Origin of the sequence: Streptomyces sp. NPDC127098, from assembly GCF_042722465.1 — a bacterium.
Taxonomy (GTDB): domain Bacteria; phylum Actinomycetota; class Actinomycetes; order Streptomycetales; family Streptomycetaceae; genus Streptomyces; species Streptomyces millisiae.
This window is the reverse complement of the sequence record NZ_JBHXFJ010000006.1, coordinates 48,206-67,713: the sequence shown is the minus strand read 5'-3', so window position 1 is coordinate 67,713 and position 19,508 is coordinate 48,206. Positions and strand designations below refer to the sequence as shown.

Here is a 19,508-nt window from a genome sequence, read left to right as displayed (position 1 = left end):
CGCGGCTCGCAGGCCCGGGTCACCGGCGCGCTCCGCGCGCCTGCTGCCCGGGTCTGTGGCCGTGTTGGTCTGCGGCCGTGTTGGTCTGCGCGGGGTCGTCCCTCCTCGTCGGCGATGGCTCGTCGGCGAGGGCGGCCGTCAGTAGTGGTAGCGGGCCTTGATGATCTTTACTTCCTTGTCGTCGGCTCGGTAGACGAGCCGGTGTTCGTCGTCGATCCGACGCGACCAGTAACCCGTGAGATCGCCCTTGAGCGGCTCGGGCTTCCCGATGCCGTCGAAGGGGGTGCGCTGGATCTCCGCGATCAGGCGCGTGATCCGCCTGGCCATCTTCCTGTCCGACGCGAGCCAGAACAGGAAGTCCTCCCAGCCGGCCGGGTCGAAGTTGACGTTCCTCACTCCTCGCCCCCGGCCATGTCTCGTAGCTCGTCGAGCGTCCTGGCGACTCCGGGCTCGCCCGCCCTGTCCCGAGCGATCGCTTCCATGAGCCGCTGAGCGTTGGCGGGAGAGCGCAGGAGATAGACGGTCTCCTGCCAGGAGTCATAGTCATCCGCGGCCATGAGAACGGCGTCCCCCGCCTTGGAGGTGATCCGCACCGGGTCGTGATCCGTGTTGACCCGTTCGATGAGTGGGAACAGACTCTTCCTCGCCTCGCTGGCACTGATACTCATGTGCTGTCCCTTCCGCATGGACTCACCGGGTGGTACGAGACCATCGTACCGTAGTGGTACCGGATTCCGGTACCACTGCGGCGGTCGCTCCGGCAGCGAGCTGCGCGAGGAGACGGGCCTGGCCGCGTTGACGGCCGAGCTCATGGCTGGGCGTGTGCCTGCTGATCCCGTTCAACTTCCCTGGCACCACTGAGGGCCGGTGAAGACCGGTATGCCGGGGTCGCCCCTGAGCGGAGCCACGCGTCAGCCGAACAGCCGACCGTTTCTCACCGCGCGGAGGGTGCGGGAGTTCAACGCTCTCTGCCGCACCAAGCGCATCGGCAGGGGCGGCGCGTGACCAGTCACCGACGTCCGAGGGCCTCGGCCTCCGCCGTGACGCGAAGCGTCGTCCGTCGACGTGCCGACCGGTTCTTCGCGGCCACCGACGTCATGTACGGCTTCGCCATGGGCATGATGTTCGGCCCTGCTCCCTCTGGCTCTTCTCCCGTCTGTTTCCGTAGGAGGCACCGATACCGCGGATCGCCATGGACTGGTCAGCGTCACGCGGCGCGGACGGCGATGCCGGGGTAGGCCAGGATCAGGCCGGACCCGTCGTAGACGAGGCGGCAGGCGAAGTCGAACGCCGGGGCCGTGTAGTCGAGCCGCTGGTGTGAGCCCTCGTCCGGCACGCGGGCGTAGGTCTGCTCCAGCCGGTCGACGGTCAGGTCGAGCGCGCGGACATACGCCGCCGGAGCGTCCGACCGTGCGCCGACCGGCAGGGCGAGGCGGTGGGCCGGCAGGGCGTTGGTCATCGCCGAGGACTCCAGATCGACGTCGAGGCAGCCGTCCAGGTGCGGGGCGGCCACGCCGTCCACCCGCCAGCGCCCGGTGCCGGCGGCCTCCAGCACCGTCGAACGCGCCGCATCCGCCCTCGACCGTGACGTGATCCGCGCCCGTCGCGTCGTCCAGGTGGTGTCGAGGGTGATCGCGTAGTCGACGATCCAGCTCTCACCGTCCTCGACCGCCGCGGTGGACCCCTCGATGTCGTAACCCCCGTCGCGGCGCGGGCGGAAGAACGCCACCTCGAACCCCGACCGGGCGTCCTGGTGCGACCAGGCCGCCGACCGGGGAGGGGAGGCGAAAGTCATGCCCCATGCTCGCACGCCCGCCCCCTTCCGCGTGGAGTGCGGGAAGGGGGCGGGCGGGTGGGACGGAAAGGCCGGGCGTCAGCCTTCCGGCATCGCCGAGGAGTGGTGGTTGACGATCAGCCACTCGCCGGTCGCCGGGTCCTTCTCGTAGACGAAGGTGTAGCGGGCGGCCACGTCCCGCTGTTCGCCCGTCGCCGGGTCGGTCAGGTGGAAGGTGTACGCGCCGGAGTCCACCGCCGCGTTGCGCGCCAGGATGTCGACGTAGGACTCGTCGATCTCGCCGTTCGGGTCCTGGGCGAGGAAGTGCTCGAAGTAGTCGACGATGCCGTCGCGGTCGGTGCGTATCACGTTGGACAGCGTCGGCTCCAGGACCGCGTCCTCCGCGTAGCGGTCGGCGACGACCTCGGGGTCGCCGGTGGCCAGCGCCTCGTTCCACTCGACGAACAGGTCACGGATCTCCTGCTCGGTGGGCTGGTGGTGGGAGGCGGTGTCCTCGCTGGACTGGCCGGAGGCCGAGGCGGTCGCCGCCGCTCCGGCGGTGAGGAGGCCGGCGGTGATCAGGGCCGCGGCGCCAAGGGTGTGGCGCCCGGTAAAGGTGATCTTTCGCATGCGCCAAGAGTTCAACGCGTGCGGTCAAGGACGGGCATGTTCCGGTAAAGGAGCGTCAAGTCCCTTCTAAAGCTTGTCTCTTGCGATCCGAAGTGGTCGATTCCGCTGCGCCGCGGACATTCAGAGGTTGAACTCCGTTGGAGAGAGGTTCAACACCCCACACGCCTCACGCAGCACGGCGAGCTCGGCCTGGGCGAAGTAGCCGTCGGCGCCGGCGATCACCATGCCGGTCTGGATCACGGCCCGCGCCTCCATCGGCTTCTTGGCGACCTTGGCGATCTCCTCGAGCACCGCGCCGCGCCCGAACTGGGGGTTGGAGACCAGCTGGTCCACGTGCTTGTTGAACCGCTGGCGCAGCGTGTCGGCCGGGAAGTTCTGCAGGACCTCGTTGCTGACGATCAGCGACTCGACGCGCTGCCGCTCCGCCGCGTCCACCGTGCCGTCGGCGGCGGCGACCAGGGCGCAGATAGCCATGGAGGCGTCCCGGTAGCCGCCGCTCTTGAGCTCCGTCTTCATGGAGGCGAGCTGGGTCTTGAACACCCCGAGCAGCTGGGACCGCGAGCCGCCCGAGCCGGAGCCCCCGGAGCCCCCGGAGCCGGCGGGCCCGCCGTGGCCACCCGAGCCGCCGAAGCCCCCGAATCCGCCACCCGAGCGGCTCCCGGAGCCGCCCGAGCCGCCAGAGCTCCGTGACTGCTGGATCCCCTTCGCCGTGTCCTTGAGCCGGTCCCACATGGCCATCTCCCCGTCGTCGCTCTCGTATGGTCGCTTTCCGCGATCTCTCGCTCTCGCACCGTCAACGGTCGCCGTGGCCCGGGAGTTCCCAGTTCACCAAGAGTTCTTAAAGTCCCCTGGCCCGGAAGGTGCGCAGCCGCAGGCTGTTGGCCACCACGGAGACCGAGGAGAAGGCCATCGCCGCGCCCGCGAGCATCGGGTTGAGCAGGCCGGCGGCCGCCAGCGGGAGCGCCGAGACGTTGTAGCCGAAGGCCCAGAACAGGTTGCTCTTGATGGTGAAGAGCGTCTTCCTGGACAGTCGGATGGCGTCCGCCGCGGCCAGCAGGTCGCCGCGGACCAGCGTCAGGTCGCCCGCCTCGATGGCCGCGTCGGTGCCGGTACCCATGGCGAGGCCCAGGTCGGCGGTGGCCAGCGCGGCCGCGTCGTTGACGCCGTCCCCGACCATGGCGACCGTGCGGCGCTCGGCCTGGAGCCGCTGGACCACGGCGACCTTGTCCTCCGGCAGTACCTCGGCGATCACCTCGTCGATGCCCGCCTCGGCGGCCACCGCCCTGGCGACCTTCTCGTGGTCGCCGGTGAGCAGGATCGGCGTGAGCCCGAGCCCGCGCAGCCGGCGCACGGCCTCCGCGCTGGTCGGCTTGATGGCGTCGGCGACCTCCAGGACCGCCCGCGCCTCGCCGTCCCAGGCCACCGCGATCGCGGTGCGGCCGCGCTCCTCGGCCGCCGCCTTGGCCTCGGCCAGCGGTTCGGGCAGGGTCAGCGACCAGTCGGCCAGCAGCCGCTCCCGGCCCACGAGGACCGCGTGCCCCTCGACCACGCCGTGCACGCCGAGCCCCGGCACTCCTGTGAAGCCCTCGACCGCCGGGAGGGAGCCCGCGCGCTCGGCCGCCGCGTCGGCGACGGCGCGCGCGATCGGGTGCTCGGAGGCGTGCTCCAGGGCGCCGGCGAGCCGCAGCGCCTCCTCCTCGGTGACACCCTGGGCCGGGTGCACGGCCAGCAGCGACATCCTGCCGGTGGTCACGGTGCCGGTCTTGTCCAGCACGATGGTGTCGGCCCGGCGGGTGTTCTCCAGGACCTCGGGGCCCTTGATCAGGATGCCGAGCTGGGCGCCGCGTCCGGTGCCGACCAGCAGCGCGGTCGGGGTGGCCAGGCCGAGGGCGCACGGGCAGGCGATGATCAGCACGGCGACGGCCGCGGTGAACGCGGTGGTGAGGGTGGCGCCGGTGCCGAGCCAGAAGCCGAGGGTGCCGAGCGAGAGGGCGATCACGATCGGCACGAAGACGGCCGAGATCCGGTCGGCGAGCCGCTGCGCCGCGGCCTTGCCGTTCTGCGCGTCCTCGACCATCCGGGCCATCCTGGCCAGCTGGGTGTCGGCGCCGACCCGGGTGGCCTCGACGACAAGCCGGCCGCCGGCGTTGAGCGTGGCGCCGGTGACGGCGTCGCCCACGGCGACCTCGACCGGCACGGACTCGCCGGTCAGCATCGAGGCGTCCACGGCCGAGGTGCCCTCGACGACGACGCCGTCGGTGGCGATCTTCTCGCCCGGGCGGACCAGGAAGCGGGTGCCGACGGCCAGCTGCCCGATCGGCACGCGCTCCTCGCGGCCGCCCTCGCGCACTACCGTGACCTCCTTGGCGCCGAGCTCCAGCAGGGCGCGCAGCGCGGCGCCGGCCCGGCGCTTGGCGCGGGCCTCGAAGTAGCGGCCGGCGAGCAGGAAGGCGGTGACGCCGGCGGCGGCCTCCAGGTAGATGGCCGAGCCGCCGTCGCCGCGCTCGATGGAGAGCTCGAAGGGGTGGGTCATGCCGGGCATGCCGGCGTCGCCGAAGAACAGGGCCCAGCCGGACCAGAGCAGCGCGGCCAGGGTGCCGACCGAGATCAGGGTGTCCATGGTGGCGGCGCCGTGCCGCGCGTTGGTCCAGGCGGCGCGGTGGAACTGCCAGCCGCCCCAGACGACGGCGGGCGCGGTGAGGGTGAGCGAGAGCCACTGCCAGTAGTCGAACTGCCAGGCGGGCACCATGGCGAGCGCGATCACCGGGACGGCGAGGGCCGCGGTGACCAACAGCCGGTGGCGCAGCGGGGCGAGCTCGTCCGCCTCGGTCCCGGCCGGTGTCTCTGGCGTGGCCTCCTGCCTGGGCGGTGGTGGTGGCTCGGCGGTGTAGCCGGTGGCCTCGACGGTGGCGATCAGGTCGGAGACGGTGACGCCGTCGGCGAAGGCGACCCTCGCCTTCTCGGTGGCGTAGTTGACGGTGGCGGTGACGCCGTCCATCCGGTTGAGCTTCTTCTCGATCCGGGCGGCGCAGGAAGCGCAGGTCATCCCGCCGATGGCGAGCTCGACCTCGGAGGCCGCCGTGGTGTCGGTGGTCCCTGCGGTGGTGGGTGTGGTGGCTGTCATCCTCGATCACGTCTCCTCGGCGGCCCAGAATACCCCAGGGCGGTATGGTCGCCCCAGGTCTCCTGTATACCCCTAGGGGGTATTGTGGCGCAAGGTCGCCCCGCGGCTCGCCTGGTGATCAACGGGGATCTGCCGCAGGCTACGAAGCATGGACAGCGCTGACCCCGCCTCCCGCAGGCTCACGATCGACCGGTCGAGCCTCGTCCACCGGCTGCGCTACGCCGCGCGCAACCCCCGGCGCATAGGCCCCCACCTGCGCCGCGGCGCGCGCGACGCCTGGCTGCGCGCCCGGCACCGGGACCACGTCGCCTACTACCGCGCCGTGATGGCCTCGGACACCGCCCGCAGCCCTGAGGCGGCCGTCGGCAGCCGCGACCACGAGCGATGGCTGGCGTTGGGCAAGCTCCAGTTCGACTACCTCAGGGACCACGGCCTGGCCCCCGGGCACCGGATGCTCGACATCGGTTGCGGCAACCTGCGCGCCGGCTGGCGGTTCATCGACTACCTCGACCCCGGCGGCTACTACGGCATCGACATCTCGCCCGACATCCTCATCAGCGCCAAGGAGACGCTGAGCGGGCGCGGGCTCCAGGCCAAGCTGCCGCATCTCACGCTCACCCGCGACCTCACCTTCGACTTCCTGCCGTCGGGCCACTTCGACGTGGTCCACGCGCACAGCGTCTTCTCGCACTCGCCGCTCCCCGTCATCGACGAGTGCCTGGCCCACGTCGGCCGGATCCTGGCCCCCGGCGGCTTCTTCGACTTCACCTTCGACCGCACCGAGGGCCGCGAGCACCAGGTGCTGCGCGAGGACTTCTACTACCGCGCCGAGACGCTGACCGAGCTGGCCGCCGGGCACGGCCTGACCGCCCGGCTGATGGCGGACTGGGAACGGCTGCCCCACGGCCAGTCCAAGATCCGCGTGACCGCCGGGGCGCCGGGAGGCGCGCCATGACGGTGCCCCGCCCGCGCGTCGTCGTCCATCCGCCGCGTGCCGCCGGCGGCCGCCGCGTCACCGTGGCCGGCCAGGACCTGGGCGTGGCCCGCTCCCCGGTGGAGCTCATCGAGTTCCTCCGGCGCGCCGGCCTCGACCCCGACGAGGTGCTGCTCGAGGACGCCACCCTCATCGAGTGGCGCGGCGGCGGCCCCGAGGTGTGGACGGGCGGCGGCGCCGACCCGTTCGAGGGCTGACCGGGCCGGCCCACGCGGATTCACCGTCCTTCGGTCGCGGAAGCCGCCGCGAGATCGGATCTGGCGGCCGCCGCGCGGCATCTCGCGCCCCGAGGACAGATGAGTTTCCGCGTCGCCGGTGGTCCACCCATCGAGAACGGACCACCGACGGGCATGTCAGGGGATGGGGAGAGATGACCAAGCGAACAGCCGGTCCCGGGGGGACCGGGGCGGCGATCGAGACGTCCGGTCTCGTGAAGGTGTTCGGCGAGAAGCGGGCCGTGGACGGAGTCGACCTCACGGTGCCGGCCGGCACGGTGTACGGCGTGCTCGGGCCCAACGGCGCGGGCAAGACCACCACCGTCCGGATGCTGGCCACGCTGCTGCGGCCGGACGGCGGCGAGGCCCGCGTCTTCGGGCACGACGTGGCGCGCGAGCCGGACGCGGTGCGGGCCAGGGTGAGCCTGACCGGGCAGTACGCCTCGGTCGACGAGGACCTGACGGGCGCGGAGAACCTGGTGCTGCTCGCCCGCCTCCTCGGCCACCGCAAGCCGGCGGCGCGGGACCGCGCGGCCCAGCTGCTGGAGGCGTTCGGGCTGACCGAGGCGGCCGACCGGCAGACCAAGACCTACTCGGGCGGCATGCGGCGCCGCCTCGACATCGCGGCCAGCATCCTCAACACGCCGGACCTGCTCTTCCTCGACGAGCCGACCACCGGGCTCGACCCGCGCAGCCGCAACCAGGTCTGGGACATCGTGCGGGTGGTCGTCGCGCAGGGCACCACGGTGCTGCTGACCACCCAGTACCTGGAGGAGGCCGACCAGCTGGCGGGCCGGATAGCCGTGATCGACCAGGGCCGGGTGATCGCCGAGGGCACGCCGGGGGAGCTGAAGTCCTCGGTCGGCGCCGGCGCCGTGCACCTCAGGCTCCGCGACCCTGAGCAGCGGGCCGACGCCCGGCGGTTGTTGGCCAAGGTGCTGAACGCCCCGGTCCAACTGGCCGCCGACCCGCTGGCGTTGACCGCCCGCGTGATGCCGTCGGGCGCCGGCAGCACGGAGCCGGCCGAGCTGGCCGCGCGGGCCCTGGCCGAGCTGGCGGGCCAGGGGATCACCGTGGACGACTTCTCCCTCGGGCAGCCGAGCCTGGACGAGGTCTTCCTCGCCCTCACGGAGAAGAGCGGTGGCAGGAACAGCGACGAGAGCATGACCAAGGGGGCCGCAGCGTGAGCACCGTAGCCGACACCACCCAGCAGGGCACGCCGGGCGAGGCCGAGGAGGACGCCTACGTACCGGCGGCCGGCGCGCTGGCCGCAGTGCTCGCGTCGACCGAGTCGCGGCCGCCGCGGCCGAGCGCGCTCTCCGCGTCCGCCACCTTCGGCTGGCGCGCGATGCTGAAGATCAAGCACGTGCCCGAGCAGCTGTTCGACGTCACCGTCTTCCCGATCATGATGACGCTGATGTTCACCTATCTCTTCGGCGGTGCGCTGGCCGGCTCCACCAGCGAGTACCTGACCTATCTGCTGCCGGGGATCATGGTGATGAGCGTGATCATGACCACGATGTACACCGGCGTCGCCGTCAACACCGACATCCAGAAGGGCGTGTTCGACCGCTTCCGCTCCCTGCCGGTGTGGCGGCCGGCCGCCATGGTCGGCTACCTGCTCGGCGACCTGCTCCGCTACGTGCTGGCCTCGCTGGTGATCCTCGCCGTGGGCCTCGCCCTCGGCTACCGGCCCGACGGCGGGGTGCTCGGGGTGGCCGCGGGGATCGCGCTGCTGCTGGTCTTCTCCTTCGCCTTCTCCTGGATCTGGACGATGTTCGGGCTGCTGATGCGCTCCGAGAAGTCCGTGATGGGCGTCAGCATGATGGTCATCTTCCCGCTGACCTTCCTGAGCAACGTGCTGGTCGAGCCCGAGACCATGCCCGGCTGGCTGGAGGCGGTGGTGGACGTCAGCCCGGTCACCCGGCTCGTCGCGGCGGTGCGCGGGCTGATGGGCGGCGCGACGGACGTCGGCGAGATCGCCTGGGTGCTGGTCGCGAGTCTGCTGCTGGTCGCGGTCTTCGGCACCCTCACCATGCGCCTCTACAACCGGAAGTAGGTCCCTACGACCGGCCCTACAACCGGCTCTACAACCGGAAGGCGGTCTCGCGCGGCGGCCGGTAGGCGCAGACCAGGCCGGTGGAGACGGACTCCCGCAGGTGCGCGGCCAGCTCGGGATGCCGGTCGTCGAGCCGGCGCAGGGTGTCGCGGATCCGCGCCGTCACGGTCTTGCGGGCGCGCTCCGCCTGGTCGCCGAGCCGCCGGTCGCGCCGGCCGAGCCCGGCAGCCGCGCGCAGCTCGGCGAGCAACGCGGCCCGCTCGGCCTCCAGTTCGGCCGCCAGGTCGGCGTCGCCCAGCCGCCCGGCCCGGGCCGTCTCCGCGTCCAGGCGGTCCAGGCGCCGCCGGTACTCGGCCTTGGCCCGCTCGTCGAGCACCGGATCCCCGCCCAGCGGGGTGAACGAGCCGTCGGGACTCAGCAGTCGGGCGGCCGGCAGCTCGGTGCCCGGCTGGCGCAGCAGCCGGTGCAGGTCGTGCAGGCCCTTGGCGTCCGGCATGCGCGCGGTGCGGCCCGCGTACCGCAGCGTCCACACCGCGCCGTCGAAGCGGAACTCGTCGGCTGGCGGGGCCGGCTCCGCCGGGTCCCGTTGCCCGGTCGAGGCGCGCAGCGCGGCCAGCCGGTCCCGGAGGTGGGCCATGCCCAACTCCTCGGCCTCGCCCGCCACCTGGTCGAGCAGCGCCGCGGCGGCCGCCGGGTCGCCCGGCCCGCCGCGGCCGAGCAGCGCGGCCGCGAGCCCGGCCCGCGCCTCGGCCGCCCAGGCCCGCGCCCCCATCCGGTCGGCGGAGTCGGCCGCCGCCGTGTAGCCGTCGACGGCGGCCGGCCAGCGCTCGGCCGCCGCCTCCACGCCGGCCGCCCACAGCGCCGCCGGGCCGCCGACGTCCAGGCCCCACAGCGAGACCAGCCACTGTCCGAGGTGCGGCGCCAGGGCTGCCCTGGCCGCCGCGATCAGCCCGGGATCGCGGGTCGCGGCGGCGGCCTGCGCCTGGAGGCGCAGTGCCAGCGGCCGCATGCTGATCGGGTAGCGCTTGCCGGCCACCGTCCGCCACAGCCGGGCCACGCCCGCCGCGTCGCCCCGCTGGGCCGCGGTGATCCCCTCCAGCAGCTCCCGGTACGCGTGGTCGTCGCCACCCAACTCACCGTGTAGCGCGTCCAACTCGGCGAACCGGCCACGTCCGAGCAGCATCGCCCAGCGCAACTGGCGCAGGAAGTAGTGGCGTTCGCCGTGCCCTGGGTGATCCCTGGTCAGCGCGAGCACCCGGCACAGCAGCTCGTCGGCCGCCGTGAACCGGCCCTGGAAGACGGCGATCACCAGCTGGTCGACGAGGGCCGAGAACCGGTAGCGGGGCGGCGCCGCCTCCGGCACGCCGGCCACGAAGTCCCGCAGCTGGTCGAGGAAGCGTGGATCGTCGCGTTCCAGCAGCGCGACCCAGCGGAACGACTTGGCGAGGTGTTCGAGGTCGGGGTCGCCGGTCCGATGGGCGAGGGCGATCATCTCGTCGGTGAGCGCCTCGCGCTCCGGCGCGCTGCCGGGCCCCCAGATCGCGTCGTGCCGGGCCATCAACGCGAAGGCCAGCGCCTCGTCGTCCCCGGAGCGCCGGGCCGACACGGCGGCGCGCACGGCGAGTTCGGCGGCCATCCGTTGCCGGACCGCGGCCTGGTCCGCCGGCTCGGCGAGCTCGTCGGGTGCCGGCGCGTCGGCATCGCGCTCCCCGGCGACCACCCGGCGCCACGCCTCGCGCAGCAGCTCGCCGCCGAGCGAGGTGGACGGGCCCAGCGGCTCCCCTTCGCCACAGGCCCAGTGCGCCGCGAGGCCGACCCTCGCCAGCAGCGCCTCGTCGCCCAGGGCCCGGGCCTCGGCCGCCGCCTCCCGGTAGATCCGGCCGGCGGCCGCCGGGTCGCCGGTGTGCTGGAGCTCGGCCGCGTAGGAGAGCCCGATCCGCACCCGCCGGCGCGGATCGACGCCCGCGGCCAGCACGTGGGCCCGGCGGTAGTGGCCCACCGCCTCCTCGAACGACAGCCGCCGCACGGCCTCGACGGCGGCCTGGGTCAGCAGGTCGAGCGCCAGGGCCGGGGCCAGCTCGGGCCCGGCGAGGTGGGCGTGCCTGGCCAGGTCCGCGGGCACCATCAGCTCGGCGACGCCGGGCGAGCCGGCCAGCGCCTCGGCCACCGCGGCGTGCCGGCGACGCCGCTCCGGCTCGTCGAGCACCTCATAGAGCGCCTCCCGCACCAGGTCGTGGGCGAACGCCTGGCGGTCGCCGCGGCCGGGCGCCACCAGGCGGGCCGCCATCGCCTCGGCGAGCAGCCTGGCCACCTCGTGCGGCGGCTCGGCACGCACCGCGGCCAGCACCCTCGGATGGAACTCGCGGCCCAACACGGCCGCGTCGGTGAGCAGTTCGACGACCGGCCCGGGCAGCGGCGCGAGCCGCCGGCGCACCGCGTCGAGCACCCCGGGCGGCACCAGGGCCGGCAGCCCGGCCCCGGCGCCGTGCCACAGGCGCGCGGTCTCCTCGACGAAGAACGGGTTTCCGCCGGTGCGCCGGTGTACCTCGGCGGTCAGCGCTGGGTCCGGCGCCGCTCCGGTGGTGCGGGCGATCAGGGCCCCGGTGTCGGCGACGTCGAGGCCGGTCAGCGCGAGCGCGGTCGCCTTGGCGCGCAGCGGCAGCAGCAGCTCGCCCACCGGATGTCCTGGCGCGGTCGCCGCGGTGCCCACGTCCCGGTAGGTGCCGATCAGCAACAGCCGTTCGAACCAGGTGTGGTGGGCCGCGAGCAGCCGCAGCGAGGCGGCGTCGGCCCAGTGCAGGTCGTCGAGCGCCACCACGACGGGCCGCCCCTGGGAGGCGGCGACCAGGGCGCTGGTCACGGCGTCGTGCAGCCGGAAGCTCGCGGCGCCCTCGGCGCTGTGGTCGACGGCGGCGGTGACCAGCGCGCCGGGGCCGGCCGCGACGCCGGGGGTCGGCTTCGGCGGGGACCCGGCGAACAGCGTGGAAAGACCGCCGCCGGCGGCCCGCTCCACCGCCGGCCAGCCCTCGGGGCCGAGCGCGCGGCGCAGCGCGCGGACGGCCTGGGTCCACGGCCAGTACCCCGGCGCGTTGTCCGACTCCCAGCAGGATCCGGAGAGCACCAGCGCGCCGCGCCGCCTGGCGGCCTCGGCCGCCTCGGTGACCAGCGCGGTCTTCCCGATCCCCGGCTCCCCCGTGACCAGCACGAGCCCGCCGTGGCTCGCCACGGTCCTGGCGATCTCGGCGTCCAGCACGCCGGCCGCGTGATCCCGCCCGATCAACCGTTCGAACAGCAGTGCGGTCCGTCCTTCCTTCCCCCGAGCCCCTGTACGAGGATGGCACAATGACCACTTCTCCGACCGCCCCCTCCGAGGCGGCAGGCCCGGCGACCCCGCGCGCCGTCGCGGACGCCTACGTCGAGACCCTGGCCGACCTCGACCCGCTCTACGGCACCAGCCTCGGCATCCGCCCCGGCGTCGCCGACCTCCCCGACTTCTCGCCCGAGGGGCGGGAGGCCCTGGCGGCGGCCCAACGCGCCACCCTGGCCGAGCTCGACGCGGCCGAGGCGGCGGCCGGCGGCCCCGGCGCCCTGCCGGCCGTCGAGCGAAGGGCCGGCCGGCTGCTGCGCGAGCGGCTGGGCGCGGTGCTCGCCGAACACGAGGCCGGCGAGGGGCTGCGGGAGGTCTCCAACCTCTTCTCGCCCGTGCAGCAGCTGCGTTCCGTCTTCCTGCTGATGCCGACCGAAACCCCCGACGACTGGGCGGTGATCGGGCGGCGACTGGCCAACGTGCCGGCCTCCCTGGCCAGTTACGCCGCCGCGCTGGCCGAGGGCGCGCGGCGCGGCCTGACCGCCGCGCCGCGCCAGGTGACCACCGTCGCCGGCCAGTTGGACACCTGGCTGGCGGCCGACTGGTACCGGGAGTTCGCCTCCGGCGGCCCCGAGGCGCAGCGGGCCGAGCTGACCGCGGCGGCGGCCAAGGCCACCGAGGCGCTCGCCGAACTGCGGGGCTTCCTGCGCGACGAGTACCTGCCGAAGGCCTCAGGCACCCCGGACGGCGTCGGCGCCGAGCGCTACCTCGTCGGCGCCCGCCGCTGGACCGGCGCCGACCTCGACCTCGGCGACGCGTACGCCTTCGGCTGGGCCGAGTTCCACCGGCTCGCCGACGAGATGCTGGCGGTCGCCGCCGAGGTGCTGCCCGGCGAGACGCCGCTGGCCGCGATGCACCACCTGGAGCACCACGGCGAGGCGATCGAGGGCGTGGACGCGATCCGCGACTGGCTGCAGAACCTGATGGCCGAGGCCATCGAGGCGCTGGACGGCCGGCACTTCGACCTGGCGCCGCCGGTGCGGCGCGTCGAGGCCATGATCGCCCCGCCGGGCAGCGCGGCCGCGCCCTACTACACGCGCCCCTCGCTCGACTTCTCGCGCCCCGGCCGCACCTGGCTGCCGACCATGGGGGCCACCCGCTTCCCGCTCTGGAACCTGGTCTCCACCTGGTACCACGAGGGCGTGCCGGGACACCACCTCCAGCTCGCCCAGTGGGTGAACGTGCAGGACCAGCTCTCCCGCTACCAGGTCAGCGTCGGCTCGGTCAGCGCCACCACCGAGGGCTGGGCGCTGTACGCGGAGCGGCTGATGGACGAGCTCGGCTTCCTCACCGACCCAGGGCGGCGGCTCGGCTACCTCTCCGCCCAGATGCTGCGTGCGGTGCGGGTCATCATCGACATCGGCATGCACACCGGGCGCCGGATACCGGCCGACGAGACCTTCCACCCGGGGGAGGTGTGGACGCCCGAGCTGGCCACCGAGTTCTTCGCGGCGAACACCGGCTGCGACGCGGCCTACACCGAGTCCGAGCTGACCCGCTACCTGGGCATGCCGGGCCAGGCCATCAGCTACAAGCTGGGCGAGCACGCCTGGGTCGCCGGCCGCGAGGCCGCTCGCGCGGCGGCCGGCGCGGACTTCGACGCCAAGTCCTGGCACATGGCCGCGCTCTCCCTCGGCTCGCTCGGCCTGGACGACCTGACCACGGAGCTGGCGACGCTCCGCTAGCCGCGGTGTGCTGGCCGCCGGGCTTGGCCGTGGCGTCAGGCGGGGCGGCTGCCGCCGCCGCGGACGACCAACTGGTCGAGGAGGCGTTCGGTGGCCGCCGTCACGGTGGCCACCGCTTCGTCGAACGCGGCCTGGTTGTGGGCGGCCGGCTGGCGGAAGCCGGACACCTTGCGGACGTACTGGAGGGCGGCGGCGCGGATGTCGTCTTCCGTGACATCCGGCGTGGCCGGCGGACGGAGCGTCTTGATGCTGCGGCACATGCGTCCAGTGTGCCGGGCGCCGCGAAGCGGCGTGCTCCGCCGGTGGGCCGACCCGCCGCGCGGCGGGTGGTGGCGTGGTTGGGTTTCCCCACCCGCCCGCCCTTCCGCGCTGTGCGCGGGGGCGATGGCGCGGCGCGTCGGGGCGTCGCGGTCTGTCGGTGGGGCAAGCCTCCGCGCCGGGGGCTCGTGCCGGTGCGCTTGCTCACCCGCGGCCCGCGCGGCGGCCGTGCGGTGCGTCGGGACGTCGCCGTCTGCCGGCGGGGCGAGCCTTCGTGTGGCGGGTGGTGGGGTGGTTGGGTTTCCCCACCCGCCCGCCCTTCCGCGCTGTGCGCGGGCACCTGTCCTCCACGCGTCTGCCTTGCCCACGGCGGCCGTGTGCGGGCGCCCCGGCGACCGGCGCGGCGCGTCGCCGTCTGGAGGGGGCGAGCCTCGGCGTCCCGGCGGTGGCGCTGGTGCGTTTGCCCCCCCACCCACCCGTCCTTCCGCGCTGCGCGCCCCCGTGGCCGCAGTGCGAGGCGCGTACTGTTGGCGCGGCTGCCCCGCGCTGCCGGCGCTGCGCGTCTGCCGCCGTGGTGTGGGCCACCCGGGCCGGCCCGCGGCGGCTCGTGCCGCGCCCCGGAGCCCGGCGCGGTGCGCCGAGGCGCCCTCGCCTGCGGGCGGAAGGTGTGACAGGCTGCCGGTCAGGCCGGCTTGCGGCGGCCGCGCCGTCGCCCGAGCCCGCGCGGCCAGCGCGTCGCCGCCGCGCAGCGGCAAGCCCGCCCAGGCGCTCGGCCCCGGCCGGCGCGCAGCGCCGCCGCGCCGCCGAAGCCCGCCCGGCCAGGGCCCCGCGCGTCATAGTCCACACACTCACCGTCATCGTCCACAGCGCCGGTCCTAGCATCAAAACGATTCACCCCCCACACAATCCGGACGGAGAATCCCATGCGCAGGACGAGCGCGCGATTCAGGCTGGGCAGTGCAGTGGCAGTGATGACAGCGGTGGTGACCCTCGGCGGGCTCACCGCGACGAGCGGAGTCGCGGCGGAGCCCGTCGAGACGGTCGCCGTCGGGACCCCCACCGGCTTCGGGCGGGCCACCACCGGCGGAGCGGGCGGCAGTGTCGTGACGGTGACGTCCGCCAGTGCCTTCGCCTCGGCGGCACAGAGCAGTTCCACCCAGGAGATCCGCGTCAGCGGCACGATCAACCTGTCGAGCATGACGCGGGTGACCTCCAACAAGACGATCATCGGCGTCGGCAGCAACGCCCGGATCACGGGCTACGGGCTGAACATCCGGCAGGCCAACAACGTGATCATCCAGAACATCACGTTCTCGGGCTCGGCCGACGACGGCATCAACATCGAGTACTCGACCAACATCTGGGTCGACCACAACAACTTCACCGGCCACAACGACGGCGCCCTCGACATCAAGCGGGCGTCGGACAACATCACCGTGTCCTGGAACCGCTTCTACGGACAGGACAAGAACAGCCTGCTCGGCCACTCGGACGACAACAGCTCCGAGGACTCGGGTCGGCTGCGGGTGACCTACCACCACAACTGGTACGACGGCACCAACCAGCGCAACCCGCGGGTGCGCTTCGGCAACCCGGTGCACGTCTACAACAACTACTACAGCAACATCGGTAGTTACGGCGTCGCCTCCACCACCAACGCCGGCGTGCTGGTCGAGGGCAACTTCTTCGAGAACACCGACGACCCGTTCCACCGGGGCGAGGGCAGCTCGCCCGACGGCGCGCTGGTGGCCCGTAACAACCACTTCGTCAACTCGGGCACCGGCGAGACCGGCGGCAGCGTCGCCGGCATCCCGTACAGCTACAGCGTCGACACCCCCTCGGGCGTCAAGTCCAGCGTGACCTCCGGGGCCGGTGTCGGCAGGATCTGACCCGCCCGACCCGGAACCACCCGCACCACTCCCGGACTTCCCGGCGACAGGCCGGCGGCTCGCGGTATCCCACCGTGCCGCCGGCCTTGTCGGCGTCGCTCCCCGGCGCTATCGTCCACGCCACCCCAGCACTGAAACGTTGAAAGCCCCCAGCGCCCCCAGCGCTCGCAGCCGTCCGTCCGTCCCAGGAGCGAGGAAGCCCCATGGCGGAACACGGGTCCCCACCGGCGTGGCGTCACAACGGTCAGCGGCAGCCGCGGCCACGGCGTCTCCGCAGGCCGACCATCGGCCTGGTCACGGCCAACATCCACCTCGGCGTCGGCGCCTCGCTCTGGTCCGGCGTGCTCGAGGCGGCGGAGCGCGAGGACGTCAACATCGTCTGTTTCCCGGGTGACGCCCTCACCCCGGGCGGCGCCCCGCGCAACGCGCTCTACGAACTCCTCGACCAGTCGGGCCTGGACGGCGCGATCTGCTGGACCTCGACGCTCGGCCTGCCGGTCGGCGGCGAACGCTCCGCCGCGCTGGTCCGCAGGCTGGGCGGCCTGGCCCAGGTGATCAGCCTCAACCGGGCGCTGGACGGGCACGAGACGCTGCTGCTCGACTCGTACGCGGGCATGCGCAAGGCCGTCGGGCACCTCGTCGAGCACCACGGCCGCCGCCGACTCGCCTGCCTGCGCGGGCCGATGGCCAACCCGGTGGCGCTCGACCGGTTCCGCGCCTTCAGCGACGCGCTGGCCAGGTACCGCATCCCGCGGGACCGGGCGCTGGTCTCGGCCTCCCTCGACTACGCGGCCGGCGCCGGCGCCACGGCGATGCGGGTGCTGCTCGACGTGCGCGGGCTGCGCCCGGGGCGCGACTTCGACGCCGTCGTGGCGTGCAGCGACGTGCTGGCCGCCGACGCGCTGCGGCTGCTCACCGAGCGCGGTGTGCGGGTACCCGAGGACGTCGCGCTGATCAGCTTCAACGACTCGGTCGAGGCAAGGATCAGCGACCCGCCGCTGACCTCCGTGGCGCTGCCGTTCGGCGAACTCGGTTCGCTCGCCGTGGAGACCATCCTCGCCAGGCTGCGCGGCGTCCGGCCGCCGGAGCGCAGGGCGGTGCCCGGCACGCTGGTCATCCGCAGGTCCTGCGGCTGCCCCTCGCCGCTGGTCACCCAGGGCGGCGCGGGTCCGCAACCGCCCGCCGAGCCGCCGGAGTCGGCGCCAGGCCCGCTCGACGAGGAGTTACGCACCGCCTTCCACGCGGACGCCGAGGCCGACGGCGGCTCGTTCCTCGGCGAGTTGGAGCGCCGCGTCGGGGGCATCGAGGGCTTCGAGGACGTCGCCGCCTGGGACCGCGCGCTGCTGCGGCTGCGCGCCGCGGTGCCGGCCGACCTGCGGGCCGAACGGCTGCTGGGCCAGGCCAGGTTGATGGTGGCCGACAAGTCGCGCCGGCTGCTGGAGTACGAGCGCTGGACCCTGGAGCAGGAGTCCCGGCGGCTGCGCGTGCTGTCCACCACCCTCACCACCGCCGTCGACCTCTCCGAGATCGACGCGGCACTCGACCGCCATCTGCCGCAACTCGCCATCCCCGGGCACCGGTTGGTCGTCGCGGAGGCCGAGGGCGGGGCGCCGCAGGGGCCGCCGCCGCTGCCGCCGGTGGACGGCGAGCGGCGGTTCACGGCCGTGCTCGAACCGCTGCACATCGGCGACGAGCCGCTCGGCTACGCCGTGTTCGACGCGGGGCCGCGCCGCTTCGCCGCCCGGCACGGGGCGCTCTACCGGGCGCTCGGCGAGCAGATCAGCGCCGCGCTCAAGGGGGTTCGGCTGTTCACCGAGGTGCGCCGGGCGAGGGACGCCGCCGAGCAGGCAAGCAGCTTCAAGACCCGGCTGCTCGGCAACGCCAGCGACGAGTTGCGCACGCCCGTGGCGGCCATCCTCGGCCACACCACGCCGGGCGAGCCGGCGCACGAGGAGGCGGCCCGGCTGCTGCGGCTGATCGACGACCTGCTCGACCTCTCGCGCTCCGAGATCGACGCGCTCGGCCTCGACCGGCGGCTGCTCGACCCGCGTCCGCTGCTCGCCGAGACGTTCCAGGACGCGGCGGCCGGCGGCCGGCTCGGGCTGCCGCGCCGGCTGCCCGCGCTCTGCGCCGACCCGGACCGGCTACGCCAGATCGTCCACAACCTGTTGACGGCGGCCGGGCGTTACCCGGACCTGAGCGTGGACGTGGCGCCGCCGTGGCTCACCGTGCTGGTCACCAGCCCCGAGTTGGCCGCGCCGTCGCACGAACCAGCCGAGGACGAGCGGTACTTCCAGCCGTTCGCGGCCGGCGGGCCCGGCGGCCGGCTCGGCCTGGCGATGGCCCGCAGGCTCGCGGTGCTGCACGGCGGCTCGGTCACCCTGCACCGTGGCCCCGGCCCCTTCGGCTTCCGGCTCGACCTGCCGCTGCCCACGCCGGCCGAGCCGACCGGGCCCCGGGCCGCACGGGGTCCCGCCGGCCCCACCCTGCTGATCGTGGAGCGCGCGCTGCCCGAGGTGGCCACCGTCGCGCGCCGGCACGGTCTGCGCCCGCACCGGCCGCACCAGGACGAGGACATCGCGACCGTGGTGGCCGCCCACCCGCCGGCGGCCGTCGCCTGGGACGCCGGCCAGGCGACCCCACAGGAGTGGGCCGCCGTCCGCCGGCTGCACGACCATCCGGCGCTGCGCGACGTGCCGTTCCTGCTGTACGGCCCGATCGTCGGCAAGGACCTCAACCAGGCGCTGCACGCGCTGCGCCCCTCGGGGCTCGCCGCGCCGGCGCTGGTGGTGGGCGGCTCGGCGGCCTCCAGGGAGCGGTTCAGGCGGCTGCTGACCGGCGTGCTGCCCGGGCGCACGGTGCGGGCGGCGGCGGACGGGACGACGGCGCTGGCGCTGCTGGCCGAGGAGGCGCCGGGGCTGCTGGTCGTGGAGCGGGTGCTGCCCGACATGGGCGGCTTCGAGCTGGTGGAACGGCTGTGGCACGACTGCCCGGTGCTGATGCTGAGCGACGAGGGGTTCACGTTCGCCGACGTCCGGCGCGCCGAGCCGCACCCGGGGCTCGTCCTGCTGGGCCGGGGCATCCTCACCGACGCGGAGACGGCGCGGCTGCTGACGTCGTTGACCTCGGCCTCGCAGCGCCAGCAGCGGGCGGCCGACCCGGCTCCGGTGCGCTATGCGCTGGCCTACATCGAGCAGCACTACCGGCACCGCTTCTCGCGCTGGCAGATCGCGCAGGCGGCGGGCGTCAGCGAGGACCACCTGGGCCGGCTCTTCCACCGCGAACTCGGGCTGACGCTCTGGGAGTACCTGACCCGGCTGCGCATCGAGCGGGCCAAGGAGCGGCTGCAACGCAGCGACGACAACGTGCAGACGGTGGCCCGGGCGGTCGGCTTCCACGACCGGGCCTACTTCAGCCGGGTCTTCCGGCGGCTGACCGGGGTGGCGCCGCACGCCTACCGCGACGCCTCGTGACCGGGGCGGAAAAGGGTTGGTGGCCGCGCGGGCGCCGCTG

General features: G+C 74.0%; 15 protein-coding genes. 7 read left to right on the top strand and 8 right to left on the bottom strand.

From position 1 onward, the window contains the following. Positions 1-138 precede the first annotated feature (138 nt). The 6 genes from ACFWI8_RS06315 to ACFWI8_RS06290 all read right to left on the bottom strand — a co-directional run bounded on the left by ACFWI8_RS06315 (position 139) and on the right by ACFWI8_RS06290 (position 5,528). A complete protein-coding gene (locus tag ACFWI8_RS06315) occupies positions 139-396 on the bottom strand; it encodes a Txe/YoeB family addiction module toxin (protein ID WP_387086497.1) in 258 nt (85 codons plus the stop codon). After that, positions 393-668, bottom strand: coding sequence for a type II toxin-antitoxin system Phd/YefM family antitoxin (locus ACFWI8_RS06310; protein WP_387086495.1), 276 nt, complete (start codon positions 666-668; stop codon positions 393-395). The genes ACFWI8_RS06315 and ACFWI8_RS06310 overlap by 4 nt, the downstream gene beginning before the upstream one ends. A gap of 539 nt (positions 669-1,207) precedes the next feature. Continuing rightward, complete coding sequence (locus ACFWI8_RS06305) at positions 1,208-1,795, bottom strand: putative glycolipid-binding domain-containing protein (RefSeq protein ID WP_387086493.1); 588 nt, start codon at positions 1,793-1,795, stop codon at positions 1,208-1,210. Between the two features lie 78 nt (positions 1,796-1,873). Further along, positions 1,874-2,404, bottom strand: a complete 531-nt coding sequence (locus tag ACFWI8_RS06300) for an SgcJ/EcaC family oxidoreductase (protein WP_387086491.1) — start codon at positions 2,402-2,404, stop codon at positions 1,874-1,876. Positions 2,405-2,524: 120 nt separating this feature from the next. Next, positions 2,525-3,142: a tellurite resistance TerB family protein gene (locus tag ACFWI8_RS06295; RefSeq protein ID WP_387086489.1), complete on the bottom strand. Its 618-nt coding sequence runs from the start codon at positions 3,140-3,142 to the stop codon at positions 2,525-2,527. A 100-nt stretch (positions 3,143-3,242) separates the two neighbouring features. Further along, the gene (locus ACFWI8_RS06290; RefSeq protein WP_387086487.1) at positions 3,243-5,528 is read right to left on the bottom strand and encodes a heavy metal translocating P-type ATPase; all 2,286 of its coding nucleotides are present in this window, start codon (positions 5,526-5,528) and stop codon (positions 3,243-3,245) included. Between the two features lie 148 nt (positions 5,529-5,676). Here ACFWI8_RS06290 and ACFWI8_RS06285 point away from each other — a divergent pair, with 148 nt between their 5' ends. The 4 genes from ACFWI8_RS06285 to ACFWI8_RS06270 all read left to right on the top strand — a co-directional run bounded on the left by ACFWI8_RS06285 (position 5,677) and on the right by ACFWI8_RS06270 (position 8,796). Further along, positions 5,677-6,483 carry a class I SAM-dependent methyltransferase gene (locus tag ACFWI8_RS06285; RefSeq protein WP_387086486.1) on the top strand — a complete coding sequence of 269 codons (807 nt, stop codon included), beginning with the start codon at positions 5,677-5,679 and terminating at the stop codon, positions 6,481-6,483. Then, positions 6,480-6,719: a hypothetical protein gene (locus ACFWI8_RS06280; protein ID WP_387086484.1), complete on the top strand. Its 240-nt coding sequence runs from the start codon at positions 6,480-6,482 to the stop codon at positions 6,717-6,719. The genes ACFWI8_RS06285 and ACFWI8_RS06280 overlap by 4 nt, the downstream gene beginning before the upstream one ends. Before the next feature lie 173 nt (positions 6,720-6,892). Continuing rightward, the gene (locus tag ACFWI8_RS06275; protein WP_387086482.1) at positions 6,893-7,924 is read left to right on the top strand and encodes an ATP-binding cassette domain-containing protein; all 1,032 of its coding nucleotides are present in this window, start codon (positions 6,893-6,895) and stop codon (positions 7,922-7,924) included. Between the two features lie 77 nt (positions 7,925-8,001). Continuing rightward, entirely contained in the window at positions 8,002-8,796 is a 795-nt protein-coding gene (locus ACFWI8_RS06270; RefSeq protein ID WP_387086711.1) for an ABC transporter permease, read from the top strand. Positions 8,797-8,824: 28 nt separating this feature from the next. Here ACFWI8_RS06270 and ACFWI8_RS06265 read toward each other — a convergent pair whose 3' ends face one another. Further along, positions 8,825-12,076 carry an ATP-binding protein gene (locus tag ACFWI8_RS06265; RefSeq protein WP_387086480.1) on the bottom strand — a complete coding sequence of 1,084 codons (3,252 nt, stop codon included), beginning with the start codon at positions 12,074-12,076 and terminating at the stop codon, positions 8,825-8,827. A 62-nt stretch (positions 12,077-12,138) separates the two neighbouring features. On the opposite strand from ACFWI8_RS06265, the gene ACFWI8_RS06260 reads away from it, so the two are divergent. Beyond that, the gene (locus ACFWI8_RS06260; protein ID WP_387086479.1) at positions 12,139-13,848 is read left to right on the top strand and encodes a DUF885 domain-containing protein; all 1,710 of its coding nucleotides are present in this window, start codon (positions 12,139-12,141) and stop codon (positions 13,846-13,848) included. A 35-nt stretch (positions 13,849-13,883) separates the two neighbouring features. On the opposite strand, the gene ACFWI8_RS06255 is transcribed toward ACFWI8_RS06260, so the two are convergent. Then, positions 13,884-14,108 (bottom strand): DUF2277 domain-containing protein, encoded by a 225-nt coding sequence (locus ACFWI8_RS06255; RefSeq protein WP_387086477.1) that lies wholly within the window; start codon positions 14,106-14,108, stop codon positions 13,884-13,886. 969 nt (positions 14,109-15,077) lie between these two features. Between ACFWI8_RS06255 and ACFWI8_RS06250 the strand changes: the two genes are divergently transcribed. Further along, positions 15,078-15,995, top strand: coding sequence for a polysaccharide lyase family 1 protein (locus tag ACFWI8_RS06250; RefSeq protein WP_387086475.1), 918 nt, complete (start codon positions 15,078-15,080; stop codon positions 15,993-15,995). A gap of 203 nt (positions 15,996-16,198) precedes the next feature. After that, on the top strand, positions 16,199-19,468 hold the full coding sequence (locus tag ACFWI8_RS06245) for a substrate-binding domain-containing protein (protein WP_387086473.1): 3,270 nt from the start codon (positions 16,199-16,201) through the stop codon (positions 19,466-19,468). Positions 19,469-19,508: the final 40 nt, after the last annotated feature.

Excerpts from the sequence above, each read along its gene's own strand:
- ACFWI8_RS06310 (WP_387086495.1), bottom strand. The coding sequence starts at position 668 with ATGAGTATCAGTGCCAGCGAGGCGAGGAAGAGTCTGTTCCCACTCATC.
- ACFWI8_RS06305 (WP_387086493.1), bottom strand. The coding sequence starts at position 1,795 with ATGACTTTCGCCTCCCCTCCCCGGTCGGCGGCCTGGTCGCACCAGGAC.
- ACFWI8_RS06300 (WP_387086491.1), bottom strand. The coding sequence starts at position 2,404 with ATGCGAAAGATCACCTTTACCGGGCGCCACACCCTTGGCGCCGCGGCC.
- ACFWI8_RS06295 (WP_387086489.1), bottom strand. The coding sequence starts at position 3,142 with ATGGCCATGTGGGACCGGCTCAAGGACACGGCGAAGGGGATCCAGCAG.
- ACFWI8_RS06290 (WP_387086487.1), bottom strand. The coding sequence starts at position 5,528 with ATGACAGCCACCACACCCACCACCGCAGGGACCACCGACACCACGGCG.
- ACFWI8_RS06285 (WP_387086486.1), top strand. The coding sequence starts at position 5,677 with ATGGACAGCGCTGACCCCGCCTCCCGCAGGCTCACGATCGACCGGTCG.
- ACFWI8_RS06280 (WP_387086484.1), top strand. The coding sequence starts at position 6,480 with ATGACGGTGCCCCGCCCGCGCGTCGTCGTCCATCCGCCGCGTGCCGCC.
- ACFWI8_RS06275 (WP_387086482.1), top strand. The coding sequence starts at position 6,893 with ATGACCAAGCGAACAGCCGGTCCCGGGGGGACCGGGGCGGCGATCGAG.
- ACFWI8_RS06260 (WP_387086479.1), top strand. The coding sequence starts at position 12,139 with ATGACCACTTCTCCGACCGCCCCCTCCGAGGCGGCAGGCCCGGCGACC.
- ACFWI8_RS06255 (WP_387086477.1), bottom strand. The coding sequence starts at position 14,108 with ATGTGCCGCAGCATCAAGACGCTCCGTCCGCCGGCCACGCCGGATGTC.
- ACFWI8_RS06250 (WP_387086475.1), top strand. The coding sequence starts at position 15,078 with ATGACAGCGGTGGTGACCCTCGGCGGGCTCACCGCGACGAGCGGAGTC.
- ACFWI8_RS06245 (WP_387086473.1), top strand. The coding sequence starts at position 16,199 with ATGGCGGAACACGGGTCCCCACCGGCGTGGCGTCACAACGGTCAGCGG.